This is a genomic window from Microbacterium proteolyticum (assembly GCF_029639405.1).
In the GTDB taxonomy this organism is placed as follows: domain Bacteria; phylum Actinomycetota; class Actinomycetes; order Actinomycetales; family Microbacteriaceae; genus Microbacterium.
Genome location: NZ_CP121274.1, coordinates 2,721,550 through 2,743,474 on the forward strand (window position 1 = coordinate 2,721,550; position 21,925 = coordinate 2,743,474).

The window sequence follows — 21,925 nt, forward strand, 5'->3', positions numbered from 1 at the left end:
TCCCAACTGCGTCGGTGGACGACGCGGCGGGCGATTCGCCGCATCCGTCCTGGATGCCCCCAGGCCGCCACTGTAAGCAACGGTGCCGGACGAAGACAAGAGGAGATTTTCCCCGTTGACGGCGGAGGGGGCCGCGTGCATCGCACGTGGCCCCCTCGGATTCCCGACAGAAATCCGGTGTCAGTACTCGCGATCGATGAGCTGCGGCGGGACCTGGTCGGCCGCGGCCTCGTCGACGAAGAACGCCGTACGACGGCGGCCCTTGGCCCCGGCAGCGGGGACGCTCTGATAACTCGCACCGGCGAGCGCGAGGCCGAGCGCTGCAGCTTTGTCCGCGCCGGCGATGACCATCCACACGCGCTTGGACGAGTTGATGACCGGACGCGTGAGCGAGATGCGCTCGGGCGGCGGCTTCGGGGAGTCGCGCACCGGTACGGTCGCCCGGTCGGTCACCGAGATCTCGGGCCGGTCGGGGAAGAGCGACGCGATGTGCGCATCCGGACCGACACCGAGGAAGCAGATGTCGAACGACGGCCACGGGCCGGTCTCACTGCGATCCGACGGAGCGAACTGCGCCAGCTCATCGGCGTACGCGATGGCCGCGGAGTCGAGGTCGAGACCGTCGTCGGTCGAAGCGACCGTGTGGATGTTCTCGGCGGGGACGGCCAGAGCGTCCAACAAAGCGGCACGCGCCTGCCGGTCGTTCCGGTCGCCCGAGTCACGGCCCACGAACCGTTCGTCCCCGAACCAGAAGTGCACGAGCGACCAGTCGATGTCCGCAACGCGCGGATCGAGCGCGGCGGCGCGCAGCACGGCGCCGCCCATCGTTCCGCCCGTCAGGCAGATGTGCATGCGCTTGCCCTCGGCCACGCGCTTGACGACCCGGTTGACGAAACGCGTCGCGACGTAGTCGGCGAGGGTCGCGGCATCCTTCTTGATGATGACCTGCTTGGCCGCACCGTTCTCGGTCATCGGGTGCTCAGCTCGTCGAGCGTGCCGAGCAACTCGGTGCACTGGGTGAGGACGCGGCCGTAGAGCACATCGGGGTCGAGGCGACGCAGCTCCTCGGCCAGGCACTCGCGCAGCGTACGGCGCGGGAAGTCGAGTTCGTGCGTCGGCTGCCCCGGCTGGGTGAGCACGGCCACGCCCGGGACCGGGCGCTCCAGCAGCGTGTCGCCGCTCTCGCGGGTCAGGCGCACCGACTTGATGCCGCCGGCCCACTGCTCCTCCGGCAGGTACGTGTACGCGACCGGGGCCTCGAGCTTGAGACCCAGCCACGCCGCGAGGAGAGCGGTGGAGGGGGAGTCGCTCGAACCCGCGACCTCGATGGAGGTCACCGGCTCGTACGGCGGCTGATCGAGCACGGCCGCGAGCTGCTCGCGCCACCGTGTGACGCGGGTCCACGCGAAGTCCGTGTCGCCGGGCGCGTAGTGCTCGCCGAGGTGGGCGACCCACGACGTCGGGTCGGCCTGCGACGACGCGTCGGTGATGCGGCGCTGTGCGATCCGGCCGATCGCGGAAAGTGCGGGATCCTCCGGCGCCTCGGCGGGCCACCAGGCCACGACGGGGGCGTCGGGCAGCAGAAGACCCGTCACGAGACTCTCGGCGTTGGACCCGGCTGCTCCGTGTGCCCGCAGCACCACGACCTCGCTCGCGCCGGCGTCGCCGCCCACGCGGATCTGGGCGTCGAGGCGCGGCTCTTCGCCCTCGTCGCCGAACAGCACCGCGATCACACGCATCGGGTGCTCGCGCGAGGCGTCGTTCGCGGCCTCGATGACCTCTTCCTCGGCACCGTGACGGGTCACGATGATGAGGGTCAGTACGCGACCGAGGGCGACGGCGCCGCCCTCTTCGCGAACGCTGACGAGCTTCTTCGAGATCGCGCTGACGGTGGTGTCGGGCAGATCGATGATCACGGGCGCCTCCACGTGCGGCCATCGCGGGCGAGGAGTTCGTCGGCGGATGCCGGCCCCCACGACCCGGGTGAATACTGTTCGAGCGGGCCACCCTGAGCCGCCCAGAACTCCTCGATCGGGTCGAGGATCTTCCAGCTGAGCTCGACCTCTTCGTGGCGCGGGAAGAGCGGCGGGTCTCCCAGCAGCACGTCGAGGATGAGCCGTTCGTAGGCCTCGGGGCTGGCCTCGGTGAAGGCGTGGCCGTAACCGAAGTCCATCGTCACGTCGCGCACCTGGGTGCCGTCGCCCGGGACCTTCGAACCGAAGCGGATGGTGACGCCCTCATCGGGCTGCACGCGGATGACGAGCGCGTTCTGCCCCAGTTCCTGGGTCTGGCTGCGCGAGAACAGCTGCTGCGGCGCACGTTTGAACACCACGGCGACCTCGGTGACACGGCGTCCGAGCCGCTTGCCGCTGCGCACGTAGAACGGCACTCCGGACCAGCGGCGCGTGTTGATCTCGAGCTTGATCGCGGCGTAGGTCTCGGTGACCGACTCCGGGTTCATGCCGTCTTCCTCGAGGAAGCCGAGCACCTTCTCGCCGCCCTGCCATCCGCCGGCGTACTGCCCGCGGGCGGTCGCCTCGGCGAGGTTCTCCGGCAGGCGGACGGCCGCGAGCACCTTCTCCTTCTCGGCGCGCAGGTCGGCGGCGTTGAAGCTGATCGGCTCCTCCATCGCCGTGAGGGCGAGGAGTTGCAGCAGGTGGTTCTGGATGACGTCGCGAGCCGCGCCGATCCCGTCGTAGTAGCCCGCGCGACCGCCGACGCCGATGTCCTCGGCCATCGTGATCTGCACGTGGTCGACGTAGTTGCGGTTCCAGATCGGCTCGTACAGCTCGTTGGCGAAACGCAGCGCCAGGATGTTCTGCACGGTCTCTTTGCCGAGGTAGTGGTCGATCCGGAAGATCGAGTCGGCGGGGAACGCGCTCTCGACGACCTCGTTCAGCTCGCGCGCGGAGGCGAGGTCGTGACCGAAGGGCTTCTCGATCACCACACGGCGCCAGCCGGCCGGCTTCTGGTCGCCCTCGCCGACGAGCCCGGACGCCTTGAGCTGCGTCGTGACCAAGGGGAAGGCCTTCGGCGGGATGGAGAGGTAGTACGCGTGGTTGCCCATCGTGCCGCGCTCGACGTCGAGCTTGTCGACGGTCTCACGCAGACGACGGAACGCCTCGGGATCGTCGAACTCGCCCTGGACGAAGCGGATTCCTTCGAGCAGCTCCTGCCACGTCTCCTCGCGGAACTCGGTGCGGGCGTACTGCTTGACCGACTCGTGCACGACCTTCGCGAAGTCCTGGTCCTCCCAGTCGCGACGGGCGAAGCCGACCAGCGCGAATCCGGGGGGCAGGAGGCCGCGGTTGGCGAGGTCGTAGACGGCCGGCATGAGCTTCTTGCGCGACAGGTCTCCTGTCACGCCGAAGATCACCAGCGCGCTGGGACCCGCGATGCGGTTGAGCCGACGATCCTCGGGATCGCGGAGGGGATTGTGACCGGGTGTGATCTCTACGACCATGCTTCTACTGCGCCGCCTCGAAGAGTGAGAGCACCTCGACCTGCGGGTCGGTGAGCGTGAGCGTGACGACGGGGCGGCCGTGGCCCTCCGCCAGCACGCTCGCGTCGCCCGCGGCCTGTGCGTTGATGAGCTGACCGAACGTGAACGGGCGACCGGGGATCTCGAGGTCGACGTCGGTGCGTTCGGTGATCTGGAGGAAGACGCCGGTGGCGGGTCCGCCCTTGTGGTACTGGCCCGTGGAGTGGAGGAACCGGGGTCCCCATCCGAACGTCGTCGGGCGACCGGAATCCGCTGCCACCAGTTCGCGGAGCCCCGCGAGCTGCGGCAGATCGAGCCGGTTCACGTAGGCCTGGATGCTCACGTAACCGTCGGCCGGCACGGACGCCCACAGGGCGTCCAGGACGCTCGCCAGGGTGCCACCGGATGCCAGGGCGGGGTCCGACACGCGAACCTCGACGCCGTCGAACACGAGCGCCGGGGCGGTCTCCTCCGGGCGCGCGTCGAGCAGGCCGCGGGCGGCGACCTTCGCCGACTCCACGTCGGGCTGATCGAACGGGTCGATGCCGAGCAGCCGTCCGGCGATGGCGGTGGCGTACTCCCACACGATGAACTGCGCACCGAGGGAGCCGCTCACCAGGACCTCGCCCTCGTGACGCTCGAACAGGTGGAACGCGTCGGCGTGGTCGACGAACCTCACGACCTGCAGGTCGGCCGGGCGGGACTCCAGTTCGGGCGAGACGGGCAGCAGGACGACGGGGAGGATGCCCGTGCCGTCCTTGCCGGTCGACTCGGCGACGAGCTGCTCGATCCAGTCCGGGAGGCCCGGGAGATGGCTGCCGTCGGTGACGAGGCCGAGCTTGTCGCGGCGCCGCGCGCCGCCGCCCGCGATCGCCGCCGCCAGGACCAGGGCCGGATTCTCGGGGGAGTCGATCGCGACTTCGAGGAGGGTGGCATCCGCTTCGTCGAGCAGGTCGTCGATGTCGACGCCGGCGAGGCCCGCCGGTACGAGGCCGAAGGCGGTGAGCGCCGAATAACGGCCGCCGACGGTGGGGTCGGCGGTGAACACCCGGTAGCCGTCGGCGCGCGCCGCCTGATCGAGCGGCGAGCCGGGGTCGGTGACGACGACGATGCGATCGGCCGGGTCGATGCCCAGGTCGCGGAAGGCGGCCTCGAACGCGCGCTTGGCCGAGTCGGTCTCGATGGTCGAACCGGACTTGCTGGAGACGACCAGGACGGTCTCGCGCAGGCCACCGGCTTCGGCGTCGCCGTCGATCGCCGCGAGCACCTGCCCGGGGGCGGTGGAGTCCAGGATCACCAGCGGCACGCCCGCGGAACGGGCGATCACCTCGGGTGCGAGGGAGGATCCCCCCATTCCGGCCAGGACGACGCGGGTCACGCCCTGCGCGACGAGCTCGTCGCGCAGGGCGGTGATCTCGGGCACGAGCGGGCGCGAGACGGAGACCGCCTGCACCCACCCGAGCCGACGGGATGCCTCTTCCTCGGCCGCGGGACCCCACAGCGTGGGGTCGCCCGCCGTGATGCCGGACGCGACCAGGGAGCCGACCAGATCGGGCAGCTCCGAGTCGACGACCGACTTCACCTGGCCGGTGACCTTGACGGCGAAGGTCACTTCGCGGCCTGGGCGCTTCCGGCCTCGAGCGCCGTGGCGACGGTGTCCTGCAGCTCGTGCCACGAGGCGATGAACTTCTCCACGCCTTCGTCCTCGAGCACCTGGGTCGCGTCGGCGAAGTCGACGCCCGCGGCGGCGAGCTGGTCGAAGACCTCGTGCGCCTCGGCGTAGGCGCCGGTGATGGTGTCACCGGTGATCACGCCGTGGTCGAAGGTCGCCTCGAGCGTCTTCTCGGGCATGGTGTTGACCGTGCCGGGAGCGACGAGCTCGGTGACGTAGAGCGTGTCCGGCAGGGCCGGGTCCTTCACGCCCGTGGAGGCCCACAGGGGGCGCTGGACGGTGGCGCCGGCGGCGAGCAGTTCCTTCGCGCGGTCCTCGGCGAACTTCTGCTCGTAGAGCTCGTACGCCAGACGCGCGTTGGCGAGGCCCGCCTTGCCCTTGAGTGCGGCCGCCTCGTCGGTGCCGATCGCGGCGAGGCGCTTGTCGACCTCGGTGTCCACGCGCGAGACGAAGAAGGACGCGACCGACTGGAGGGTCGAGATGTCGTGCCCGGCCGCGTGGGCCTTCTCGACGCCCGCGAGGTAGGCGTCGATGACCTCGGCGTAGCGCTCGAGGCTGAAGATCAGCGTCACGTTGACGGAGATGCCGGCGCCGATGACCTCGGTGATCGCGGGGAGCCCGGCCTTGGTGGCGGGGATCTTGATCAGCACGTTCGGGCGGTCGACGCGCGCGGACAGATCCTTCGCCTGCGCGACGGTGGCCTCGGTGTCGTGCGCGAGGTCGGGGGAGACCTCGATCGACACGCGGCCGTCGACGCCCCCGGTGGCCTCGAACACGGGCAAGAAGATGTCGCAGGCGTCGCGCACGTCGTCGGTGGTGATCGAGAAGATCGCCTCGTCGACGCCGGCGCCCTGGGCGGCGAGCTCGCGAACCTGGCCCTCGTACGCCTCGCCCTTGGACAGGGCGCCGGCGAAGATCGTCGGGTTCGTGGTGACGCCCGAGACGTTGCGCTTCTCGATGAGTTCGGCGAGGTTGCCGGACTGGATGCGCTGACGGGACAGGTCGTCGAGCCAGATGCTGACGCCCGCGGCGGAAAGCTGTTCGGTGGGAGTGCTCATGTCTGTTCTCCTGGTCTCTTACTTCGCGGCGGCGATCGACTCGTGCGCGGCCGCGACGACGGCCTCGGCGGTGATCCCGAACTTCTGGAAGAGGGTCTTGTAGTCGGCGGAGGCGCCGAAGTGATCGATCGCGACGGAGCGGCCGGCGTCGCCGACGATGCCCGCCCACGTGAGGGCCGAACCGGCCTCGACGGACACGCGTGCCTTCACCGAGGAGGGCAGCACCGACTCGCGGTACGCCTCGTCCTGCTCGGCGAACCACTCGAGCGACGGTGCCGACACGACACGGGCGTGGATGCCTTCGGCGGCCAGCGTCTCGCGCGCCTGGACGGCCAGCTGCACCTCGGAGCCCGTGGCGATGAGGAGGACGTCCGGCTCGCCGTTCGCGGCCTCGGCCAGCACGTAGGCGCCCTTGACGGCGTTCGCCGCGGAGGCGAACTCCTCGCCCGAGGCCTCGCCGGCGCCGCGCTCGAACACCGGGATGTTCTGACGCGTGAGGGCGATGCCCGCGGGACCCTCCGTGCGGCGCAGCATCTCGAGCCAGACCACCGAGGTCTCGTTGGCGTCCGCCGGTCGCACGACGGCGAAGTTCGGGATGGCGCGGAGCGTGGCGAGCTGCTCGATCGGCTGGTGCGTCGGGCCGTCCTCGCCCAGGGCGACGGAGTCGTGCGTCCAGACGAAGATCGTCGGGATGTTCATCAGGGCGGCCAGACGCACCGGCGGGCGCATGTAGTCGCTGAAGATGAGGAACGTGCCGCCGAACGGACGCGTCGGCCCGTGCAGCACGATGCCGTTGAGGATCGCGCCCATCGCGTGCTCGCGGATACCGAAGTGGAGCACCCGGCCGTAGGGGTCGCCCGACCACTCGTGCGTGGACCACGACTCGGGGATGAAGGACTTGGCATCCTTGATCGTGGTCAGGTTCGACTCGGCCAGGTCGGCCGATCCGCCCCAGAGCTCGGGGAGTTCCGCGGCGAGCGCGTTGATGACGGTGCCCGAGGCGGCGCGGGTCGAGACGTCCTTGCCGGCTTCGAAGGCGGGGAGCGCGTCGGCGATGTCGGCGGGGAGCTCGCGGGCCTGCAGGCGGTCCCACAGCTGCTTGCGCTCGGGGTGGGCGGCGGCCCACGCGTCGAACTTCTCCTGCCACGCGGCCTTCTCGGCCTCGCCGCGCTTCACGAGCTCGCGGGTGTGGGCCAGGACGTCGTCGGCGACCGCGAAGTGCTGTTCGGGGTCGAAGCCCAGAACCTCCTTCGTGGCCTTGAGCTCGTCGGCGCCGAGGGCGGAGCCGTGGATCTTGCCGGAGTTCTGCTTGCCGGGGGAGGGCCAGCCGATGATCGTCTTGAGGATGATGAGCGAGGGCTTGCTCGTCTCGCCCTTGGCCGCCTCGATCGCGGAGTGGAGCTCGGCGACGTCCTCGACGTACTGGCCGGTCTTCTTCCAGTCGACGGTCTGGACGTGCCAGCCGTAGGCCTCGTAGCGCTTCTGCACGTCCTCCGTGAAGGCGACGTTGGTGTCGTCCTCGATCGAGATCTGGTTGGAGTCGTAGATCGCGATGAGGTTGCCGAGCTCCTGGTGGCCGGCGAGGGAGGAGGCCTCGCTGGTCACGCCCTCCTGCAGGTCGCCGTCGCCGGCGATGACGTACACGTAGTGGTCGAAGGGGCTCTCGCCGGCGGGCGACTCGGGGTCGAACAGGCCGCGCTCGTAGCGCGCCGCGTAGGCGAAGCCGACCGAGGAGGCCAGGCCCTGACCGAGCGGACCCGTCGTGATCTCGACGCCGTCGGTGTGCCCGTACTCGGGGTGACCGGGGGTGAGCGAGCCCCACGTGCGGAGCGCCTCGAGGTCCTTCAGCTCGAGGCCGAAACCGCCGAGGTAGAGCTGGATGTACTGCGTGAGCGAGGAGTGCCCCACCGAGAGGATGAAGCGGTCGCGGCCGGGCCAGTGCGTGTCGGCCGGGTCGTGGCGCAGGACGCGCTGGTACAGCAGGTAAGCGGCCGGTGCGAGAGACATCGCGGTGCCGGGGTGCCCGTTCCCCACCTTCTCGACGGCGTCCGCCGCCAGAACGCGTGCGGTGTCCACCGCGCGCCGATCGATCTCATCCCATTCGAAGTCCGACAACACGGTGCCTTTCTCGTCACTTTGCGCCCGGGTCACGATCCGACGCCGCACTCGACGCCGTAGGGGCGGGAGTGGGGTGGGGTGGTCGGCGCGGGGCGCGCGTTCATCGCCAGCATAGCGAGAACGCGCCAGCGCCCGAGACTGTTCCCGAGGGGGTCGACAGGCGGCCGGGCGTGTGTACGGGATGCCATAGAATCGGAGGGATACGCACGCTCTACCCCGGGGGACGATGGACATCTCGACGACGTCGCACGTCACTGCGACGACCGATCGGCGCTCTCTCGGACGCACGGTTCGCGCCTACGTCGCGCTGACGAAGCCGCGCGTGCTGGAACTGCTGCTGGTCACGACCGTTCCGGTCATGATCCTCGCCGCGCACGGGCTGCCCGACCTCTGGCTGATCTTCGCCACCGTCATCGGCGGATCGCTCAGCGCCGGTTCGGCGGCGGCTTTCAACATGTACCTCGACCGCGACATCGACGCGCACATGCAGCGCACCGAGAACCGGCCGCTGGTCACCGGCGAGGTGTCGCCCCGCGGCGCCCTCACGTTCGCGTGGACGCTCGCCGCCGTGTCGACGGTGTGGCTGTGGGTTTTCACCAACCCGCTCGCCGCCGCCCTCTCGGCCAGCGCGATCTTCTTCTACGTCGTCATCTACACGATGATCCTCAAGCGCCGCACCGAGCAGAACATCGTGTGGGGCGGCATCGCCGGCTGCTTCCCGGTGCTCATCGGCTGGTCCGCCGTGACCGGTTCGCTCTCCTGGGCGCCGCTCATCCTGTTCGCGCTGGTGTTCCTGTGGACGCCGCCGCACTACTGGCCGCTGTCGATGAAGTACGCCGCCCAGTACGACGAGGTCGATGTCCCGATGCTCGGTGCCACGCGCAGCGGCTCGCAGGTCGGACTCCAGGTCATCCTCTACGCGTGGGCCACCGTCGCGTGCTCGCTGCTGCTGATCCCCGTGGCATCCATGGGTGTGGTCTACAGCGTGTCCGCCCTGGTCTTCGGCGGCTGGTTCGTCTACGAGTCGCACCGCCTGTACTCCCGCGCCGTTCAGGGGGGCGAACCTCGACCGATGCGCGTCTTCCACGCGTCGATCACCTACCTGACGCTGCTCTTCGTGGCCATCGCGGTCGACCCGCTCCTGCCGTTCTGAGTCGCCGGCTCCACGAAGAACGCCCGCCCCCTTTCGGGGAGCGGGCGTTCTTTGTCTTACGGGCCGTGCTCAGGAACGCGGGTGCTCGTCACCCGTGTCGAGCTTCGGCGCGTCGTGCGCCGCCTGCGGCGGGGCGGGGGTGTCGGACGTGGTCTCGACGTCCGCGTCCTCGAGCACGAGGGGCGCGGCGGGGGCGGTCGTCGCGGCGGCGGCGACGGTGGGGGCGGCCGCGAACGGGGCGCTCTCGTCGTCGCTGGTCCAGTCGATCGTCTCGACGGCGACATCGGGGCGCGGACGCGTGGACACCGCGGTGGCGACGGCGAGCGTCGCGACGAGTCCGATGGCACCGGCACCGAGCACCGCGGCGCCGACGATCGCCCAGGACTGGGCGACGTAGACCGTGACGACGGTCGCGTTCGGGTCGTTCAGCACCGCTTGCATCGCGTCGATCTGCTGGAAGACGATGACCAGTCCGCCGATCACGGAGGCCAGGGAAAGCACCAGGAGCACCCAGAACGGGATGCTGGTCACCAGGCGGGGGCGGGTCTGCATGGAAGAACTCCTTCGATCTCCGGGCACGGTCGGCACCGGAGCGTCCACAGTCTCGCACCCATCAGTGCGGGGACTCTGGGCTCTCGATGAAATCCCTATGAACGCGCTAAGGTCAGCGCCGCGCAGCTCCGACGGCGTCGAGCCGATCGACGGAACCGACGGCGACCGGGGCCTTGAGCCGGAGGACGACGACCGTCATGGCCGCGGCGGTGAGGGCGGCCAGGACCATGTGCACGCCGACGGCGAGCTCGGGCAGACCGTTGCGGGCCTGGTACAGGCCGACGGCGATCTGCACCACTTCGACCGCCAGCAGCGCCGTCGCCCAGCGTCGAACGGGCAGCCGCAGGCGCCACGCGAGAACGACGATGGCGAGGGTCAGCACGAACAGGGCGTAGCCGGGCCAGGAGTGCACGTGCTCGAGGACTTCGGCGTCGAAGCCGTTGCGCTGCACCGCCGCCGCGTCGCCCGAGTGGGGGCCGGCGCCGGTGGTGAGGACGCCGAAGACGACGGTGAGGGCGAGCACGCCGGTCGTGGCGTGCACCAGTCCCGCGAACCAGGCGGGCACGACGCGCTCGCGCGGTCCGGCCGGCAGGTACATGAGGGTCAGGAACGCCGCGCACACGGTGACGAGGGCGACCGAGGCGATGTAGTGGAAGCCCACGATGAAGGGGTTCAGGCCCGTGAGCACCGTGATGCCGCCCACGACGGCCTGCGCGACGATCCCGCCGAGCACGACGACCGCGAGGACGAACATCACGCGCCGCTCGTGACGCAGACGCCACATCAGGACGACGACGGCCAGGGCCAGGATGCCGACGACGCCGGTGAGCGTCCGGTTCCCGAACTCGATGATCCCGTGGATCCCCATCTCGGGGGTGTTCACGAGCGAGTCGGGCGTGCAGCGCGGCCAGGTGGGGCAGCCGAGGCCCGAACCGGTCAGTCGGACGGCGCCGCCGGTGCCGATGATAAGCACCTCGGCGACGAACGACAGCCACGCGAAGACACGGATGCGGCGGTCGATGCGGGCCGGCAGCCAGTCGAGGACGCGACGGAGCGCGCGGGGGGACGAAGCGGTGGACATGCGCGCAGCCTCCTGGCGGCGGGGCGCTCGGGCCGGTGCGAGGGGTGCGCGTGCCGTGCCGGGAGCGGGCGTTGCCTGTAGAATCGAAGGGTCTTCCGGTGCAGCGCTCGCGCGTCTCGCACCTCTGACAGTCTAGGCGCGCAGCCAGCGCCTTCGAGCGGGCCCACCAGCGACGTTCCTGTGACTCCGACCGGAGTCCGTCGCGGAATGTTGGGGCGGATGACACCGTTGAGGCCCGAGAAGGAGAGTGACCACCATGTCCGACGTACTCATCGACCGACCAGAGCTCGAAAGCCTGGGGCAATACGAGTTCGGCTGGCACGACACGGATGCCGCGGGCGCCATCGCGCAGCGGGGCATCAATGAAGACGTCGTGCGGGGCATCTCCGCCCTGAAGTCCGAGCCCGAGTGGATGCTGAAGACGCGTCTCAAGGGCTATCAGCTCTTCGGCCGCAAGCCGATGCCCACCTGGGGCGCCGACCTGTCGGAGATCGACTTCGACAACATCAAGTACTTCGTGCGCTCGACCGAGAAGCAGGCGCAGTCGTGGGAGGACCTCCCCGAGGAGATCCGCAACACCTACGAGAAGCTCGGCATCCCCGAGGCGGAGCGTCAGCGCCTCGTCGCCGGCGTCGCCGCGCAGTACGAGTCCGAGGTGGTCTACCACCAGATCCGCGAGGACCTCGAGCAGCAGGGTGTCATCTTCATGGACACCGACACGGCTCTGCGCGAGCACCCCGAGTTCTTCGAGGAGTACTTCGGCACGGTCATCCCGGCCGGCGACAACAAGTTCGCGGCGCTGAACACGGCCGTGTGGTCGGGCGGCTCGTTCGTCTACGTCCCGAAGGGCGTGCACGTCGAGATCCCGCTGCAGGCGTACTTCCGCATCAACACCGAGAACATGGGCCAGTTCGAGCGGACCCTGATCATCGCGGACGAAGACAGCTACGTGCACTACATCGAGGGCTGCACGGCCCCGATCTACAAGAGCGACTCGCTCCACTCGGCCGTGGTCGAGATCATCGTGAAGAAGAACGCACGCGTGCGCTACACGACGATCCAGAACTGGTCGAACAACGTCTACAACCTCGTCACCAAGCGCGCCGTGGCCCACGAGGGCGCGACGATGGAGTGGGTCGACGGCAACATCGGCTCCAAGGTGACGATGAAGTACCCGTCGATCTACCTCATGGGCGAGCACGCCAAGGGCGAGACGCTCTCCGTCGCCTTCGCGGGTCCCGGTCAGCACCAGGATGCCGGCGCGAAGATGATCCACATGGCGCCGTACACGCAGTCCTCGATCGTGTCGAAGTCCATCGCGCGCGGCGGCGGTCGCGCGGGCTACCGCGGCGAGGTTCGCGTGGATGCCAATGCCCACCACTCCGCGAACACCGTGCGGTGCGACGCGCTGCTGGTGGACACCATCTCGCGGTCGGACACGTACCCGGCGATCGACATCCGCGTCGACGACGTGCAGCTCGGCCACGAAGCCACCGTCTCGAAGGTCAGCGAGGAGCAGCTGTTCTACCTGCAGTCCCGCGGTCTGCCCGAGGACGAGGCCATGGCCATGATCGTGCGCGGCTTCATCGAGCCGATCGCCCGCGAGCTGCCCATGGAGTACGCCCTCGAACTGAACAAGCTCATCGAGATGGGCATGGAAGGATCCGTCGGTTAAATGACGACTGCGACCCAGACCCCCGCCGGCACGGCGGAGGGTCACATCGATCCTGCCGCCCTCGTGGCATCCGTCGTTCCCGTCCAGACGCGGTCGGAGCGTCCGACGTCGTTCGACCCGAGCGATTTCGGCACCCCCACCGGCCGCGAGGTCAACTGGAAGCTGAGCCCGGTCGACCGGCTTGCACCACTCTTCGTGGACGAGGCGGGCCCGGAGGGCATCATGCGCGTCGAGGTGAGCGCGCCCGACGCGGTCGAGCAGCTGCGCCTGACGGCGGATCAGGCTCCGCGCGGCGAGCACTTCCGCCCGGAAGACCTCCCGGCAGCGCTGGCGTGGGTGCACGAGCCCGAGGCGCCGCTGCTGCGCATCCCCGCGAACGTCGAGCTCGACGAGCCGATCGTCGTGCGGTTGACCGGCACGGGCGGCCTCGCGCACGCCCATGTCGTCATCGAGGCGCAGCCGAACTCCCGCGGCACCGTGGTGCTGCGGCACGAGGGCAGCGCGCAGCACGCGCAGAACGTCGAGATCCTCGTCCGCGACGGCGCCGAGCTGACGGTCGTGTCGGTGCAGCGCTGGGACGACGACGCGGTCCACGCGGCGTCGCACCAGGCGCGGGTCGACCGCGACGCGAAGCTGACCCACGTGGTGGTGAGCTTCGGCGGCGGCGTCGTCCGCGTGAACCCGTCGGTGGAGCTCGCCGGATCCGGCGCCGAGGGTCGGCTGTACGGCCTGTCGTTCGCCGACGCCGGCCAGCACCTGGAGTCGCAGGTCTACCTGCACCACAAGGGCCCCCACACCGTCGGCGACGTCCTCTACAAGGGCGCGCTGCAGGGTGCGAGCGCCCGCAGCGTCTGGATCGGCGACGTGCTCATCGGATCGGATGCCACCGGCACCGACTCGTACGAGGCGAACCGCAACCTCGTGCTGACCGACGGCGCCCGCGCCGACTCGATCCCGAACCTCGAGATCGAGACCGGCGACATCCAGGGCGCCGGGCACGCGAGCGCGACCGGTCGCTTCGACGACGAGCAGCTCTTCTACCTGCAGGCCCGCGGCATCGCCGAGGACGAGGCGCGGCGTCTCGTCGTGCTCGGGTTCCTCAGCGAGATCGTCCAGCGCATCGGCATCCCCGAGCTCGAGACCGAGCTCATCGAGGCGATCGAGCGCGAGCTGGCTGAGGGAGCCGCGGCGTGAGCGCGTCCCGCGTGTGCGGCCTCAGCGAGCTCGTGCAGGACGAAGCGCGCCGGGTCGAGGTCGACGGCGTCGCCATGGCTGTCGTGCTCGACGGCAACGGCGAGATCCACGCCATCGGCGACGTCTGCACGCACGGCGACATCTCGCTCTCCGACGGTTTCGTCGAGGGCGACACGCTCGAGTGCTGGGCGCACGGATCGGCGTTCTCGCTGAAGACCGGCCACCCCCTGAACCTGCCGGCCTTCGAGCCGGTCCCCGTGTACGAGGTCGTGATCGACGGCGACGACGTGCTCATCGACCCCGCCGTCACCAAGGCGTCGGCCTGACGGCCGCGCCCCCCATCGACTCCCCGAACTACCGAGTAAGGAACACCATGTCTGTCCTCGAGATCCGCGACCTCCACGTGACGGTCGAGACGGATGCCGGCACGACCCCGATCCTCAACGGCGTGACGCTGACGCTGCGCACCGGCGAGACCCACGCCATCATGGGCCCCAACGGGTCCGGCAAGTCGACCCTGGCGTACACGATCGCCGGCCACCCGAAGTACACCGTGACCAGCGGCTCCATCACCCTCGACGGTGAGGACGTCCTCGAGATGAGCGTCGACGAGCGCGCCCGCGCCGGACTCTTCCTCGCGATGCAGTACCCGGTCGAGATCCCCGGCGTCACCGTGACGAACTTCCTCCGCACCGCCAAGACGGCGATCGACGGCGAGGCGCCGGCGATCCGTTCGTGGACCAAGGACGTCAAGGGCGCCATGGAGAACCTGCGGATGGATGCCAAGTTCGCGTCGCGCAACGTCAACGAGGGATTCTCGGGCGGCGAGAAGAAGCGTCATGAGATCCTCCAGCTCGAGCTGCTCAAGCCGAAGATCGCCGTGCTCGACGAGACCGACTCGGGCCTGGACGTCGACGCGCTGAAGATCGTGTCGGAGGGCGTCAACCGCGCCAAGGAGACCACCGACCTCGGCGTGCTGCTCATCACGCACTACACGCGCATCCTCCGCTACATCCGCCCCGACTTCGTCCACGTCGTCGTCAAGGGCCGGATCGTCGAAGAGGGCGGCCCCGAACTCGCCGACCGGCTCGAAGAAGAGGGTTACGACCGCTTCCTCGAGGCCGGTACGCCGGTCGACGCGTAAGATCGTTACATGACCGCAACGCTCGCGCCCGAGAAGTACGACGAGGTCACCGAGGCCCTGAAAGACGTCATGGACCCCGAGCTGGGGATCAACGTCGTCGACCTGGGGCTGATCTACGACCTCGCGTGGGACGACGAGAACGACGCGCTCGTCATCCACATGACCCTCACGTCGGCGGGGTGCCCCCTCACCGACGTGCTCGAGGAGCAGACCGCTCAGGCACTCGACAACGTCGTGGACCGGTTCCGCATCAACTGGGTCTGGATGCCGCCGTGGGGTCCGGAACGGATCACCGACGACGGACGCGACATGATGCGCGCCCTCGGCTTCGCGATCTGAGGACGGGCGGCGACGTCTCGCGGCTCGTGATCGGGTTCTGCGCCCTCGGCTTCGCGATCTGACACTTCTTCGAACGCCCACCCCCTTCGTCGGGGTGGGCGTTCGTGTTTCCCTCTCTGACGCCCGGATTCCCCGGCATCCGGGGCTCTCATTAGGCTTTCGGGATGAGCGTCCCCCCTCTCCAAGCCCTGCCGCTCGAACTGCTGCGTCAGCGTTCGAGTACGAAGTGGCGATCGTACGGAGACGACGTGATCCCGATGTTCGTGGCCGAGACGGACTTCCCGCTCGCGCCGGCGATCACCGCCGCCCTGACCCGTGCGGTCGAGATCGGCGACACCGGTTACACCCCGCCGCGGCCCGGCATCGATCTCGACTTCGCCGACTTCGCCGAGCGCCGGTGGGGGTGGCGCCCCGACCCCGCGCGCATCCGCTGGACCGGTGACGTCATGATGGGCGTCGTCGAGGTGCTCCGGGCCGTCACCTCGCCGGGCGACCGCGTCGTGGTCACGCCGCCGGTCTACCCGCCGTTCTACGACACCGTCGAAGAGGCGGGTGCCGTCGTCGAGCGCGTGCCGTTGCGCGACACGGGGGAGCGCTGGGAGCTCGACCTCGACGGGATCGGCGAGGCGCTGGCATCCGGAGCCACGGCTGTTCTGCTGTGCAACCCGCACAATCCGACCGGCACGGTGCACTCGCGGGAGTCCCTCGCCGAGCTGGCGCGCCTCGCCGCGCGCCACGGGGCTGCGGTCGTGAGCGACGAGATCCACGCGCCGCTGACCTTCGCGCCCTCGGTGTTCACCCCGTTCCTCGACGCCGCGCCCGAGGCGGCGGCCGTCGGGTACACCGTGACGAGCGCGAGCAAGACGTACAACCTGGCCGGGCTCAAGTGCGCCGTCATCGTCACGGGGTCGGAGGAGACCGCCGCGGTCGTGCGGGCGCTGCCGTGGGAGGTCGAGTGGCGGGCGGGCCTGTTCGGGGTCATCGCCAACCGCGCCGCGTTCGCGCCGGAGAGCGACGCGTGGCTCGCGCAGCTGCTCGTCGCGCTCGACGACAACCGCCGGCTCCTGGCCGACCTGCTCGCCGAGCACCTGCCGCTCGCGCGCTATCGCGTGCCGGAGGCCGGCTTTCTCGCCTGGGTGGACGTCTCGGCGTACGGGTGGGGGGACAACCCCGCCCCGTTCGTCCGCCGCGAGGCGAAGGTCGCGCTCCACCACGGGCCGCTGTTCGGGACCGAGGGTGTGGGGCACGTGCGGATCAACGTCGGCTGCGCGCCGGAGGTCCTGGAGGACGCGATCCGTCGCATCGGCGCGCTCGTCGAGTAGTACGGCGGCGACCTATCGCGACGGCTCGGCGTGGCATCCGAGGATAGGTAAGGATATCCTTATCCGGTGAAGACAGCCACGCGTCCCGCCTACCGCCCGTACGTCGCCGTGGTGAAGGAGGCCCGCCGGCTGTCGCCGCACTTCGCGCGGATCACCTTCACCTCACCCGACTTCGAGGTCTTCGGCACCGACCGCCGCGACCAGCGGATCAAGCTCGTGCTGCCCGGACCCGACGGTCGGCTGTGCGACATCGGGCAGGACGATCCCGTGGCCATCGACAACGGCGAGTGGTACACCCGCTGGCGCGACCTCCCCGACGAGGAGCGGATGCCGTTCCGCACCTACACCGTGCGCCGGATCGACCCCGAGGCGCTCGAGCTCGACATCGACTTCGTCCTGCATCACGACGCCGGCCCCGCGGGGGCGTGGGCCGAGGTCGCCGCGACGGGCGACAGGATCCTCGTGGTGGGACCCGACGCGCGCAGCGCCGAGTCCGCGCAGGGCATCGACTTCCACCCCGGCACCGCGCAGCGCCTGCTGCTCGCCGGCGACGAGACCGCCGCTCCCGCGATCTGCGCGATCCTCGAGGGCCTCGCGCCCGGGATCGTCGCGGAGGCGTTCATCGAGGTGCCCACGGCCGATGACGCGTTGCCCCTGCCCGCGGGCGCGGCCCGCGCGACCTGGCTCGCCCGTGACGACCGTCCCCACGGGGAGGCCCTCATCGAGGCCGTCGAGGCCTGGACCGCGGCATCCGGCGACGTGCTCGCCCGCGCGGCCGCGCCCCGCCCGCAGGAGCTCGACGACATCGACGTCGACGTCGAGCTGCTGTGGGACAGCCCCGCCGACGCGGAGGGCGAGTTCTATGCGTGGATCGCGGGGGAGTCGCAGACCGTCAAGGTGCTGCGGCGCCTGCTCGTGCAGGGCTGCGGCGTCGACCGCAAGCGCGTCGCGTTCATGGGCTACTGGCGCGCCGGCCAGGTCGAGCGCACGGTCTGAGATCGCGCCCGCCGGGCGGGTGGGCCTGCCTGCAGCGCAGATGGCCGGCCCTCCGACGGTGAGCCCACGACCGCACCCGCGTCAGCGGGCGACCTGCTCCGGTTCGACCACCGTGTGATGACGCCCGATCGGGATGACCATCGGGCGCCCCGTCAACGGGTCGGGGACGACGCGGCTGTCGAGGCCGAACACGTCGCGCACCGTCTGCTCGGTGATGACCTCGCCGGGATCTCCCGCGGCGATCACCCGTCCGCCCGCCATGGCGACGAGGTGGTCGGCGTACCGCGCGGCGAGGTTGAGGTCGTGCAGCACCATCGCCACCGTCGTGCCGCGTTCGCGGTTGAGGTCGGTCAGCAGGTCGAGCACGTCGATCTGATGGCTGATGTCGAGGAACGTCGTGGGCTCGTCGAGCAGCAGCACGTCGGTCTCCTGGGCGAGCGCCATCGCGATCCACACGCGCTGGCGCTGGCCGCCGCTGAGTTCGTCGACGTGCCGATCGGCGAGGTGCGCGGTGTCGGTGGCCTCCAGGGCCCGGGCCACCGCGGTGTCGTCGGCGCGGGTCCAGCGCGACAGGGCGCCCTGGTGGGGATGCCGCCCGCGGCTGACGAGGTCGGACACGGCGATGCCGTCGGGTGCCACCGGCGACTGGGGGAGGAGACCCAGAACGCGCGCGACCTGCTTCGTCGGCATCCGGTGGATGGCCTTGCCGTCGAGGAGCACGTGACCGCTCGTCGGGGTGAGCAGCCGGGCCATCGCCTTCAACAGCGTCGACTTGCCGCAGGCGTTGGCGCCCACGATCGCGGTCACCCGCCCGGGGGGAAGGCGGAGGTCGAGTGTGTCGACGATCGTGCGGTCGCCGTAGCCGAGGGTGACGGCTTCGGCGTGGAGAGTGCGTTCCGCGGTCATAGCGTGGTTCCTCCGGATCGACTGCTGCGCACGAGCAGGTAGATGAGATAGGGCGCCCCGAGCACGCCGGTGATGACGCCGACGGGGAGTCGTGTGCCGAACGCGTACTGCGCGCAGAAGTCCGCCGCGAGGACGAGGAGGGCCCCGACGAGGCCGGCGGGGAGGACGGGAGAACCCACGGGGCCGAGGATGCGGACGGCGATCGGGCCGGCCAGGAACGAGACGAACGCGATGGGCCCCGCCGCGGCGGTGCCGAAGGCGAGGAGTCCCACAGCGGCGACGATGAGCAGCAACCTGCTGCGCTCGACCGGGAGGCCGAGCGCCGCGGCGGTGTCGTCGCCCATGCGGAGGATCTCCAAACGGCGAGCGAGCACGAGCAGCAGCGGACCCAGGACGATCACGGCGCCGACGACCGGGAGCGCGCGAGCCCACGTGGCGTCGTTGAGGTTGCCGGTGATCCACCGCATCGCGGCCGGGAGGTCGTACTCCGCGGCGCGCGCGATCACGTACGACACCACGGCCTGGCACATCGCCGCGACGCCGATGCCGACGAGGATGAGCCGTGCCCCCGACCCGCCGTCGCGGTAGGCGAGCAGGTAGATGGCGAGAGCCGCGGCGAGGGCCGCCGCCATCGCCAGGAAGGACACCGCCGTCTCGTTCAGCCCGAGCACGACGATCCCGATGACGGCCGCGGCGCTCGCGCCGGTGTTGATCCCGATGACGTCGGGGCTGGCGAGGGCGTTGCGCAGCATCGTCTGGAAGACGACACCGCCCATGCCGAAGCACAGTCCCGTGAACAGGGCCGTGGTCGCGCGGGGGAGCCGCAACTCGCCTACGGTGAACGACGCGCCCGCGACGCGGTGGCCGGTGAGGACGCCCCACACCTCGGCGGGCGAGTAGTTCGTCTGCCCGAGCATCAGCGACAGGGCGAACGCGACGATCACGAGGAGCGCCAGGATGCCGGTGACCAGCGCCCAGCGTCGACGTCGACGTCGCCGCCCGGTGGTGACGGATGCCAGGGCGGAGGGAGCGGGGGGAGTCAGGGTTCCGGTCACAGCGCACGCATCTTCTGTCGGCGCACGAGCGCGATGAAGAACGGGGCCCCCACGAGGGCTGTGACGATGCCGACCTCGATCTCCTCGGGGCGGGCGACGACGCGACCGATCACGTCGGCGAGGGTCAGGAGGGCTGCCCCGCCGAGGGCGGAGACCGGAAGGAGCCAGCGGTGGTCGACGCCGACGACGAGCCGGATCATGTGCGGGACGACGAGCCCGACGAAGCCGATCGGGCCGGCGACCGCGGTGGCCGCACCGCACAGGATCACGGCACCGGCGGAGGAGACGAGGCGTGCGGTGCGCACGCGGGCGCCGAGTCCGGCGGCGAGCTCGTCGCCGAGGGCGAGGGTGTTCAGCGCGGAGGCGCTGGCCAGGCACACCACGAGGCCCGCGAGGAGGAAGGGGAGCACCTGCAGGATCGAGTCGAAGGTCGCGCCGCCGACACCGCCGATCTGCCAGAACCGGAACTCGTTCATCACGTTGATGCGCGGGAGCAGGATGGCGCTCGTGAGCGAACTGAAGGCCACCGCGGTGACGGCGCCGGCGAGGGCCAGCCGCAGGGGAGTCGCTCCGCCGCGACCGAGCGAGCCGACGGCGTAGACGAGGACGGCGGCCGCCGCCGCGCCGATCATGCCCACCCAGATGTACGCCGTGGCCGAGCCGAGCCCGAAGAACGCGATGCCGATGACGATGGCGAGTCCCGCGCCGCCGTTGATGCCGAGGATCTGCGGATCGGCGAGCGGGTTGCGTGTGGCGCCCTGCAGGACGGCACCGGAGACGGCGAGGGCGGCGCCGACGAGGATGGCGAGGAGTGTGCGGGGCACGCGCTTGGCGACGGCGGCCGCCGACGCGGTGTCGGTCGAGCCGGTCAGGCCCGCCCACACGTCCGCGGGAGCGACGTCGCGGGCGCCGAAGGTCACCGACAGCACGGCCGCGGCGACGAGCACGAGCACCAGGGCCGTCACTCCCACGACCCGCCGCCGCCCCCAACGACGCGGACGCGCGTCGCCGGGGGCGGCGGGGGTCGGAGCGAGAACGGTCATCGCGCCGACGGGAGGATGATCCGCATCAGGACGCGGCCTTCTCGGCCGCGGCGCCGACGAGACCGATGTACTCGTCGTTGTAGCTCGTGCCGATGTTCAGCGGAGTCGGGGTGATGGCGGACGACAGGGTCGAGCCGCCCTCGACCACCGCGATCGCGCCCTTCGCCACCGCGGGGATCTTCGACAGGAGCGGGTCGGCCTGCATGGCGGCGATCGTGCTGTCGTCTCCGTAGGCGACGATCATCTCCACGTCGGCGAAGTTCTCGATCTGCTCGGTGCTGGGGGTGAACCAGAAGGTCTCGGAGCCCGACGACTGCGAAGCGACGTAGGACGACGGCGTCAGTCCGAGCTCCTCGAGGTAGCCGACACGCGGGTCGAGCGTGCTGTAGAAGCCGAGGGTCGACAGGTTCGTCGGGTCGAAGTAGGTCAGGAGCGACTTCTTGCCGGCGAGAGCGGGGTACTTCGCCGCTTCGTCCGCGATGTGCTGCTCCTTCTCGGCGATGAGCTTCTCGGCGTCGTCCTTGAGTCCCAGGGCCGTCCCGTCGAGGAGGGTCATGTCCTGCCAGGTCGTTCCCCAGGCGACGCTCTGGTACGTCACGACGGGCGCGATCTTGCTCAGCGTGTCGTACTGCTCCTGCGTCATGCCCGAGTAGGCGGCGAGGATGACGTCGGGCTGCGCGTCGGCGATCGCCTCGTAGTCGTACCCGTTCGTCTCGTCCATGAGCGTGGGCGTCTCCGCGCCGAGCTCGGCCAGCTTGTCCTTGGTCCAGGGCAGCAGGCCGTCGCCATCCTCGTCGCCGTACGTCACCTTGGGCATGGCCACGGGGACGATGCCGAGCGCCAGCGCGACATCCTGGTTGCCCCAGTCCACCGTGACGACGCGCTCGGGCTTCGCCTCGATCGTCGTGTCGCCGAAGACGTTGGCGATCGTGACGGGGAAGGAGCCGTCGGCGGCCGTGGAGGCGTCCTGCGCCCCGGGGGTGGCGGAGGTGCCGGCGCAGCCGGTCAGGACGAGGGCCGTGGCGGCGGCGAGAGCAGCCAGCGCGCGGAAACGGGACACAGAGGACCTCCTGCGGTTAGGTAAGGATAGGCTTAGTTTAGATCACGGCCCGACGGTGACCGCAAACCCGGAGGCC

Annotated in this window: 20 protein-coding genes; 8 read left to right on the forward strand and 12 right to left on the reverse strand. The window is 70.2% G+C overall.

The features are described from left to right. Positions 1–180 precede the first annotated feature (180 nt). From pgl to tkt, 6 genes are read right to left on the reverse strand one after another with little or no spacing between them, the layout of a single operon-like run. A complete protein-coding gene (pgl, locus tag P8R59_RS13650; RefSeq protein WP_278101508.1) occupies positions 181–972 on the reverse strand; it encodes a 6-phosphogluconolactonase in 792 nt (263 codons plus the stop codon). Continuing rightward, positions 969–1,916 (reverse strand): glucose-6-phosphate dehydrogenase assembly protein OpcA, encoded by a 948-nt coding sequence (locus tag P8R59_RS13655; protein ID WP_278101509.1) that lies wholly within the window; start codon positions 1,914–1,916, stop codon positions 969–971. Before P8R59_RS13655 ends, pgl begins: the two co-directional genes overlap by 4 nt. Continuing rightward, on the reverse strand, positions 1,913–3,463 hold the full coding sequence (zwf, locus tag P8R59_RS13660; protein WP_077049995.1) for a glucose-6-phosphate dehydrogenase: 1,551 nt from the start codon (positions 3,461–3,463) through the stop codon (positions 1,913–1,915). The genes P8R59_RS13655 and zwf overlap by 4 nt, the downstream gene beginning before the upstream one ends. 4 nt (positions 3,464–3,467) lie before the next feature. Beyond that, entirely contained in the window at positions 3,468–5,093 is a 1,626-nt protein-coding gene (locus tag P8R59_RS13665; RefSeq protein WP_278101510.1) for a glucose-6-phosphate isomerase, read from the reverse strand. Beyond that, on the reverse strand, positions 5,090–6,211 hold the full coding sequence (gene tal, locus P8R59_RS13670; protein WP_278101511.1) for a transaldolase: 1,122 nt from the start codon (positions 6,209–6,211) through the stop codon (positions 5,090–5,092). The genes P8R59_RS13665 and tal overlap by 4 nt, the downstream gene beginning before the upstream one ends. 18 nt (positions 6,212–6,229) lie before the next feature. Beyond that, the gene (gene tkt, locus P8R59_RS13675; RefSeq protein ID WP_278101512.1) at positions 6,230–8,326 is read right to left on the reverse strand and encodes a transketolase; all 2,097 of its coding nucleotides are present in this window, start codon (positions 8,324–8,326) and stop codon (positions 6,230–6,232) included. Between the two features lie 229 nt (positions 8,327–8,555). Between tkt and P8R59_RS13680 the strand changes: the two genes are divergently transcribed. Further along, positions 8,556–9,482: a heme o synthase gene (locus tag P8R59_RS13680; protein ID WP_278101513.1), complete on the forward strand. Its 927-nt coding sequence runs from the start codon at positions 8,556–8,558 to the stop codon at positions 9,480–9,482. Between the two features lie 69 nt (positions 9,483–9,551). Here the strand turns inward: P8R59_RS13680 and P8R59_RS13685 are convergent, their stop codons facing one another. Both P8R59_RS13685 and P8R59_RS13690 read right to left on the reverse strand, forming a co-directional pair. After that, the gene (locus tag P8R59_RS13685) at positions 9,552–10,034 is read right to left on the reverse strand and encodes a dinucleotide-utilizing enzyme (protein ID WP_278101514.1); all 483 of its coding nucleotides are present in this window, start codon (positions 10,032–10,034) and stop codon (positions 9,552–9,554) included. Between the two features lie 112 nt (positions 10,035–10,146). After that, on the reverse strand, positions 10,147–11,115 hold the full coding sequence (locus P8R59_RS13690) for a COX15/CtaA family protein (RefSeq protein WP_278101515.1): 969 nt from the start codon (positions 11,113–11,115) through the stop codon (positions 10,147–10,149). Between the two features lie 256 nt (positions 11,116–11,371). On the opposite strand from P8R59_RS13690, the gene sufB reads away from it, so the two are divergent. From sufB to P8R59_RS13725, 7 genes are all read left to right on the forward strand, one after another. Further along, the gene (gene sufB / locus P8R59_RS13695; protein WP_077050001.1) at positions 11,372–12,790 is read left to right on the forward strand and encodes a Fe-S cluster assembly protein SufB; all 1,419 of its coding nucleotides are present in this window, start codon (positions 11,372–11,374) and stop codon (positions 12,788–12,790) included. Beyond that, positions 12,791–13,984, forward strand: a complete 1,194-nt coding sequence (gene sufD / locus P8R59_RS13700; protein ID WP_278101516.1) for a Fe-S cluster assembly protein SufD — start codon at positions 12,791–12,793, stop codon at positions 13,982–13,984. It begins immediately after the preceding gene. After that, the gene (locus P8R59_RS13705; protein ID WP_278101517.1) at positions 13,981–14,310 is read left to right on the forward strand and encodes a non-heme iron oxygenase ferredoxin subunit; all 330 of its coding nucleotides are present in this window, start codon (positions 13,981–13,983) and stop codon (positions 14,308–14,310) included. Before sufD ends, P8R59_RS13705 begins: the two co-directional genes overlap by 4 nt. A gap of 47 nt (positions 14,311–14,357) precedes the next feature. Beyond that, a complete protein-coding gene (sufC, locus tag P8R59_RS13710) occupies positions 14,358–15,128 on the forward strand; it encodes a Fe-S cluster assembly ATPase SufC (RefSeq protein ID WP_278101518.1) in 771 nt (256 codons plus the stop codon). Positions 15,129–15,137: 9 nt separating this feature from the next. Beyond that, on the forward strand, positions 15,138–15,467 hold the full coding sequence (locus P8R59_RS13715; protein ID WP_013586729.1) for a metal-sulfur cluster assembly factor: 330 nt from the start codon (positions 15,138–15,140) through the stop codon (positions 15,465–15,467). A 164-nt stretch (positions 15,468–15,631) separates the two neighbouring features. After that, complete coding sequence (locus P8R59_RS13720; protein WP_278101519.1) at positions 15,632–16,789, forward strand: MalY/PatB family protein; 1,158 nt, start codon at positions 15,632–15,634, stop codon at positions 16,787–16,789. Positions 16,790–16,855: 66 nt separating this feature from the next. Further along, positions 16,856–17,785 carry a siderophore-interacting protein gene (locus tag P8R59_RS13725; RefSeq protein ID WP_278101520.1) on the forward strand — a complete coding sequence of 310 codons (930 nt, stop codon included), beginning with the start codon at positions 16,856–16,858 and terminating at the stop codon, positions 17,783–17,785. Between the two features lie 81 nt (positions 17,786–17,866). Here the strand turns inward: P8R59_RS13725 and P8R59_RS13730 are convergent, their stop codons facing one another. Genes P8R59_RS13730 through P8R59_RS13745 form a run of 4 tightly spaced genes read right to left on the reverse strand, consistent with a single transcriptional unit; the run spans position 17,867 to position 21,849 of the window. Beyond that, positions 17,867–18,691 carry an ABC transporter ATP-binding protein gene (locus tag P8R59_RS13730; RefSeq protein ID WP_077050007.1) on the reverse strand — a complete coding sequence of 275 codons (825 nt, stop codon included), beginning with the start codon at positions 18,689–18,691 and terminating at the stop codon, positions 17,867–17,869. Further along, positions 18,688–19,746: a FecCD family ABC transporter permease gene (locus tag P8R59_RS13735; protein WP_278101521.1), complete on the reverse strand. Its 1,059-nt coding sequence runs from the start codon at positions 19,744–19,746 to the stop codon at positions 18,688–18,690. The genes P8R59_RS13730 and P8R59_RS13735 overlap by 4 nt, the downstream gene beginning before the upstream one ends. Next, positions 19,743–20,789, reverse strand: a complete 1,047-nt coding sequence (locus P8R59_RS13740; RefSeq protein ID WP_278101522.1) for a FecCD family ABC transporter permease — start codon at positions 20,787–20,789, stop codon at positions 19,743–19,745. The genes P8R59_RS13735 and P8R59_RS13740 overlap by 4 nt, the downstream gene beginning before the upstream one ends. A 25-nt stretch (positions 20,790–20,814) precedes the next feature. Beyond that, positions 20,815–21,849: an iron-siderophore ABC transporter substrate-binding protein gene (locus P8R59_RS13745; RefSeq protein WP_278101523.1), complete on the reverse strand. Its 1,035-nt coding sequence runs from the start codon at positions 21,847–21,849 to the stop codon at positions 20,815–20,817. Positions 21,850–21,925 lie beyond the last annotated feature (76 nt).

Coding starts and splice junctions, on each gene's coding strand:
- pgl (WP_278101508.1), bottom strand. CDS start 972: ATGACCGAGAACGGTGCGGCCAAGCAGGTCATCATCAAGAAGGATGCC.
- zwf (WP_077049995.1), bottom strand. CDS start 3,463: ATGGTCGTAGAGATCACACCCGGTCACAATCCCCTCCGCGATCCCGAG.
- tal (WP_278101511.1), bottom strand. CDS start 6,211: ATGAGCACTCCCACCGAACAGCTTTCCGCCGCGGGCGTCAGCATCTGG.
- P8R59_RS13680 (WP_278101513.1), top strand. CDS start 8,556: ATGGACATCTCGACGACGTCGCACGTCACTGCGACGACCGATCGGCGC.
- P8R59_RS13685 (WP_278101514.1), bottom strand. CDS start 10,034: ATGCAGACCCGCCCCCGCCTGGTGACCAGCATCCCGTTCTGGGTGCTC.
- P8R59_RS13690 (WP_278101515.1), bottom strand. CDS start 11,115: ATGTCCACCGCTTCGTCCCCCCGCGCGCTCCGTCGCGTCCTCGACTGG.
- sufB (WP_077050001.1), top strand. CDS start 11,372: ATGTCCGACGTACTCATCGACCGACCAGAGCTCGAAAGCCTGGGGCAA.
- sufD (WP_278101516.1), top strand. CDS start 12,791: ATGACGACTGCGACCCAGACCCCCGCCGGCACGGCGGAGGGTCACATC.
- sufC (WP_278101518.1), top strand. CDS start 14,358: ATGTCTGTCCTCGAGATCCGCGACCTCCACGTGACGGTCGAGACGGAT.
- P8R59_RS13715 (WP_013586729.1), top strand. CDS start 15,138: ATGACCGCAACGCTCGCGCCCGAGAAGTACGACGAGGTCACCGAGGCC.
- P8R59_RS13720 (WP_278101519.1), top strand. CDS start 15,632: ATGAGCGTCCCCCCTCTCCAAGCCCTGCCGCTCGAACTGCTGCGTCAG.
- P8R59_RS13730 (WP_077050007.1), bottom strand. CDS start 18,691: ATGACCGCGGAACGCACTCTCCACGCCGAAGCCGTCACCCTCGGCTAC.
- P8R59_RS13740 (WP_278101522.1), bottom strand. CDS start 20,789: ATGACCGTTCTCGCTCCGACCCCCGCCGCCCCCGGCGACGCGCGTCCG.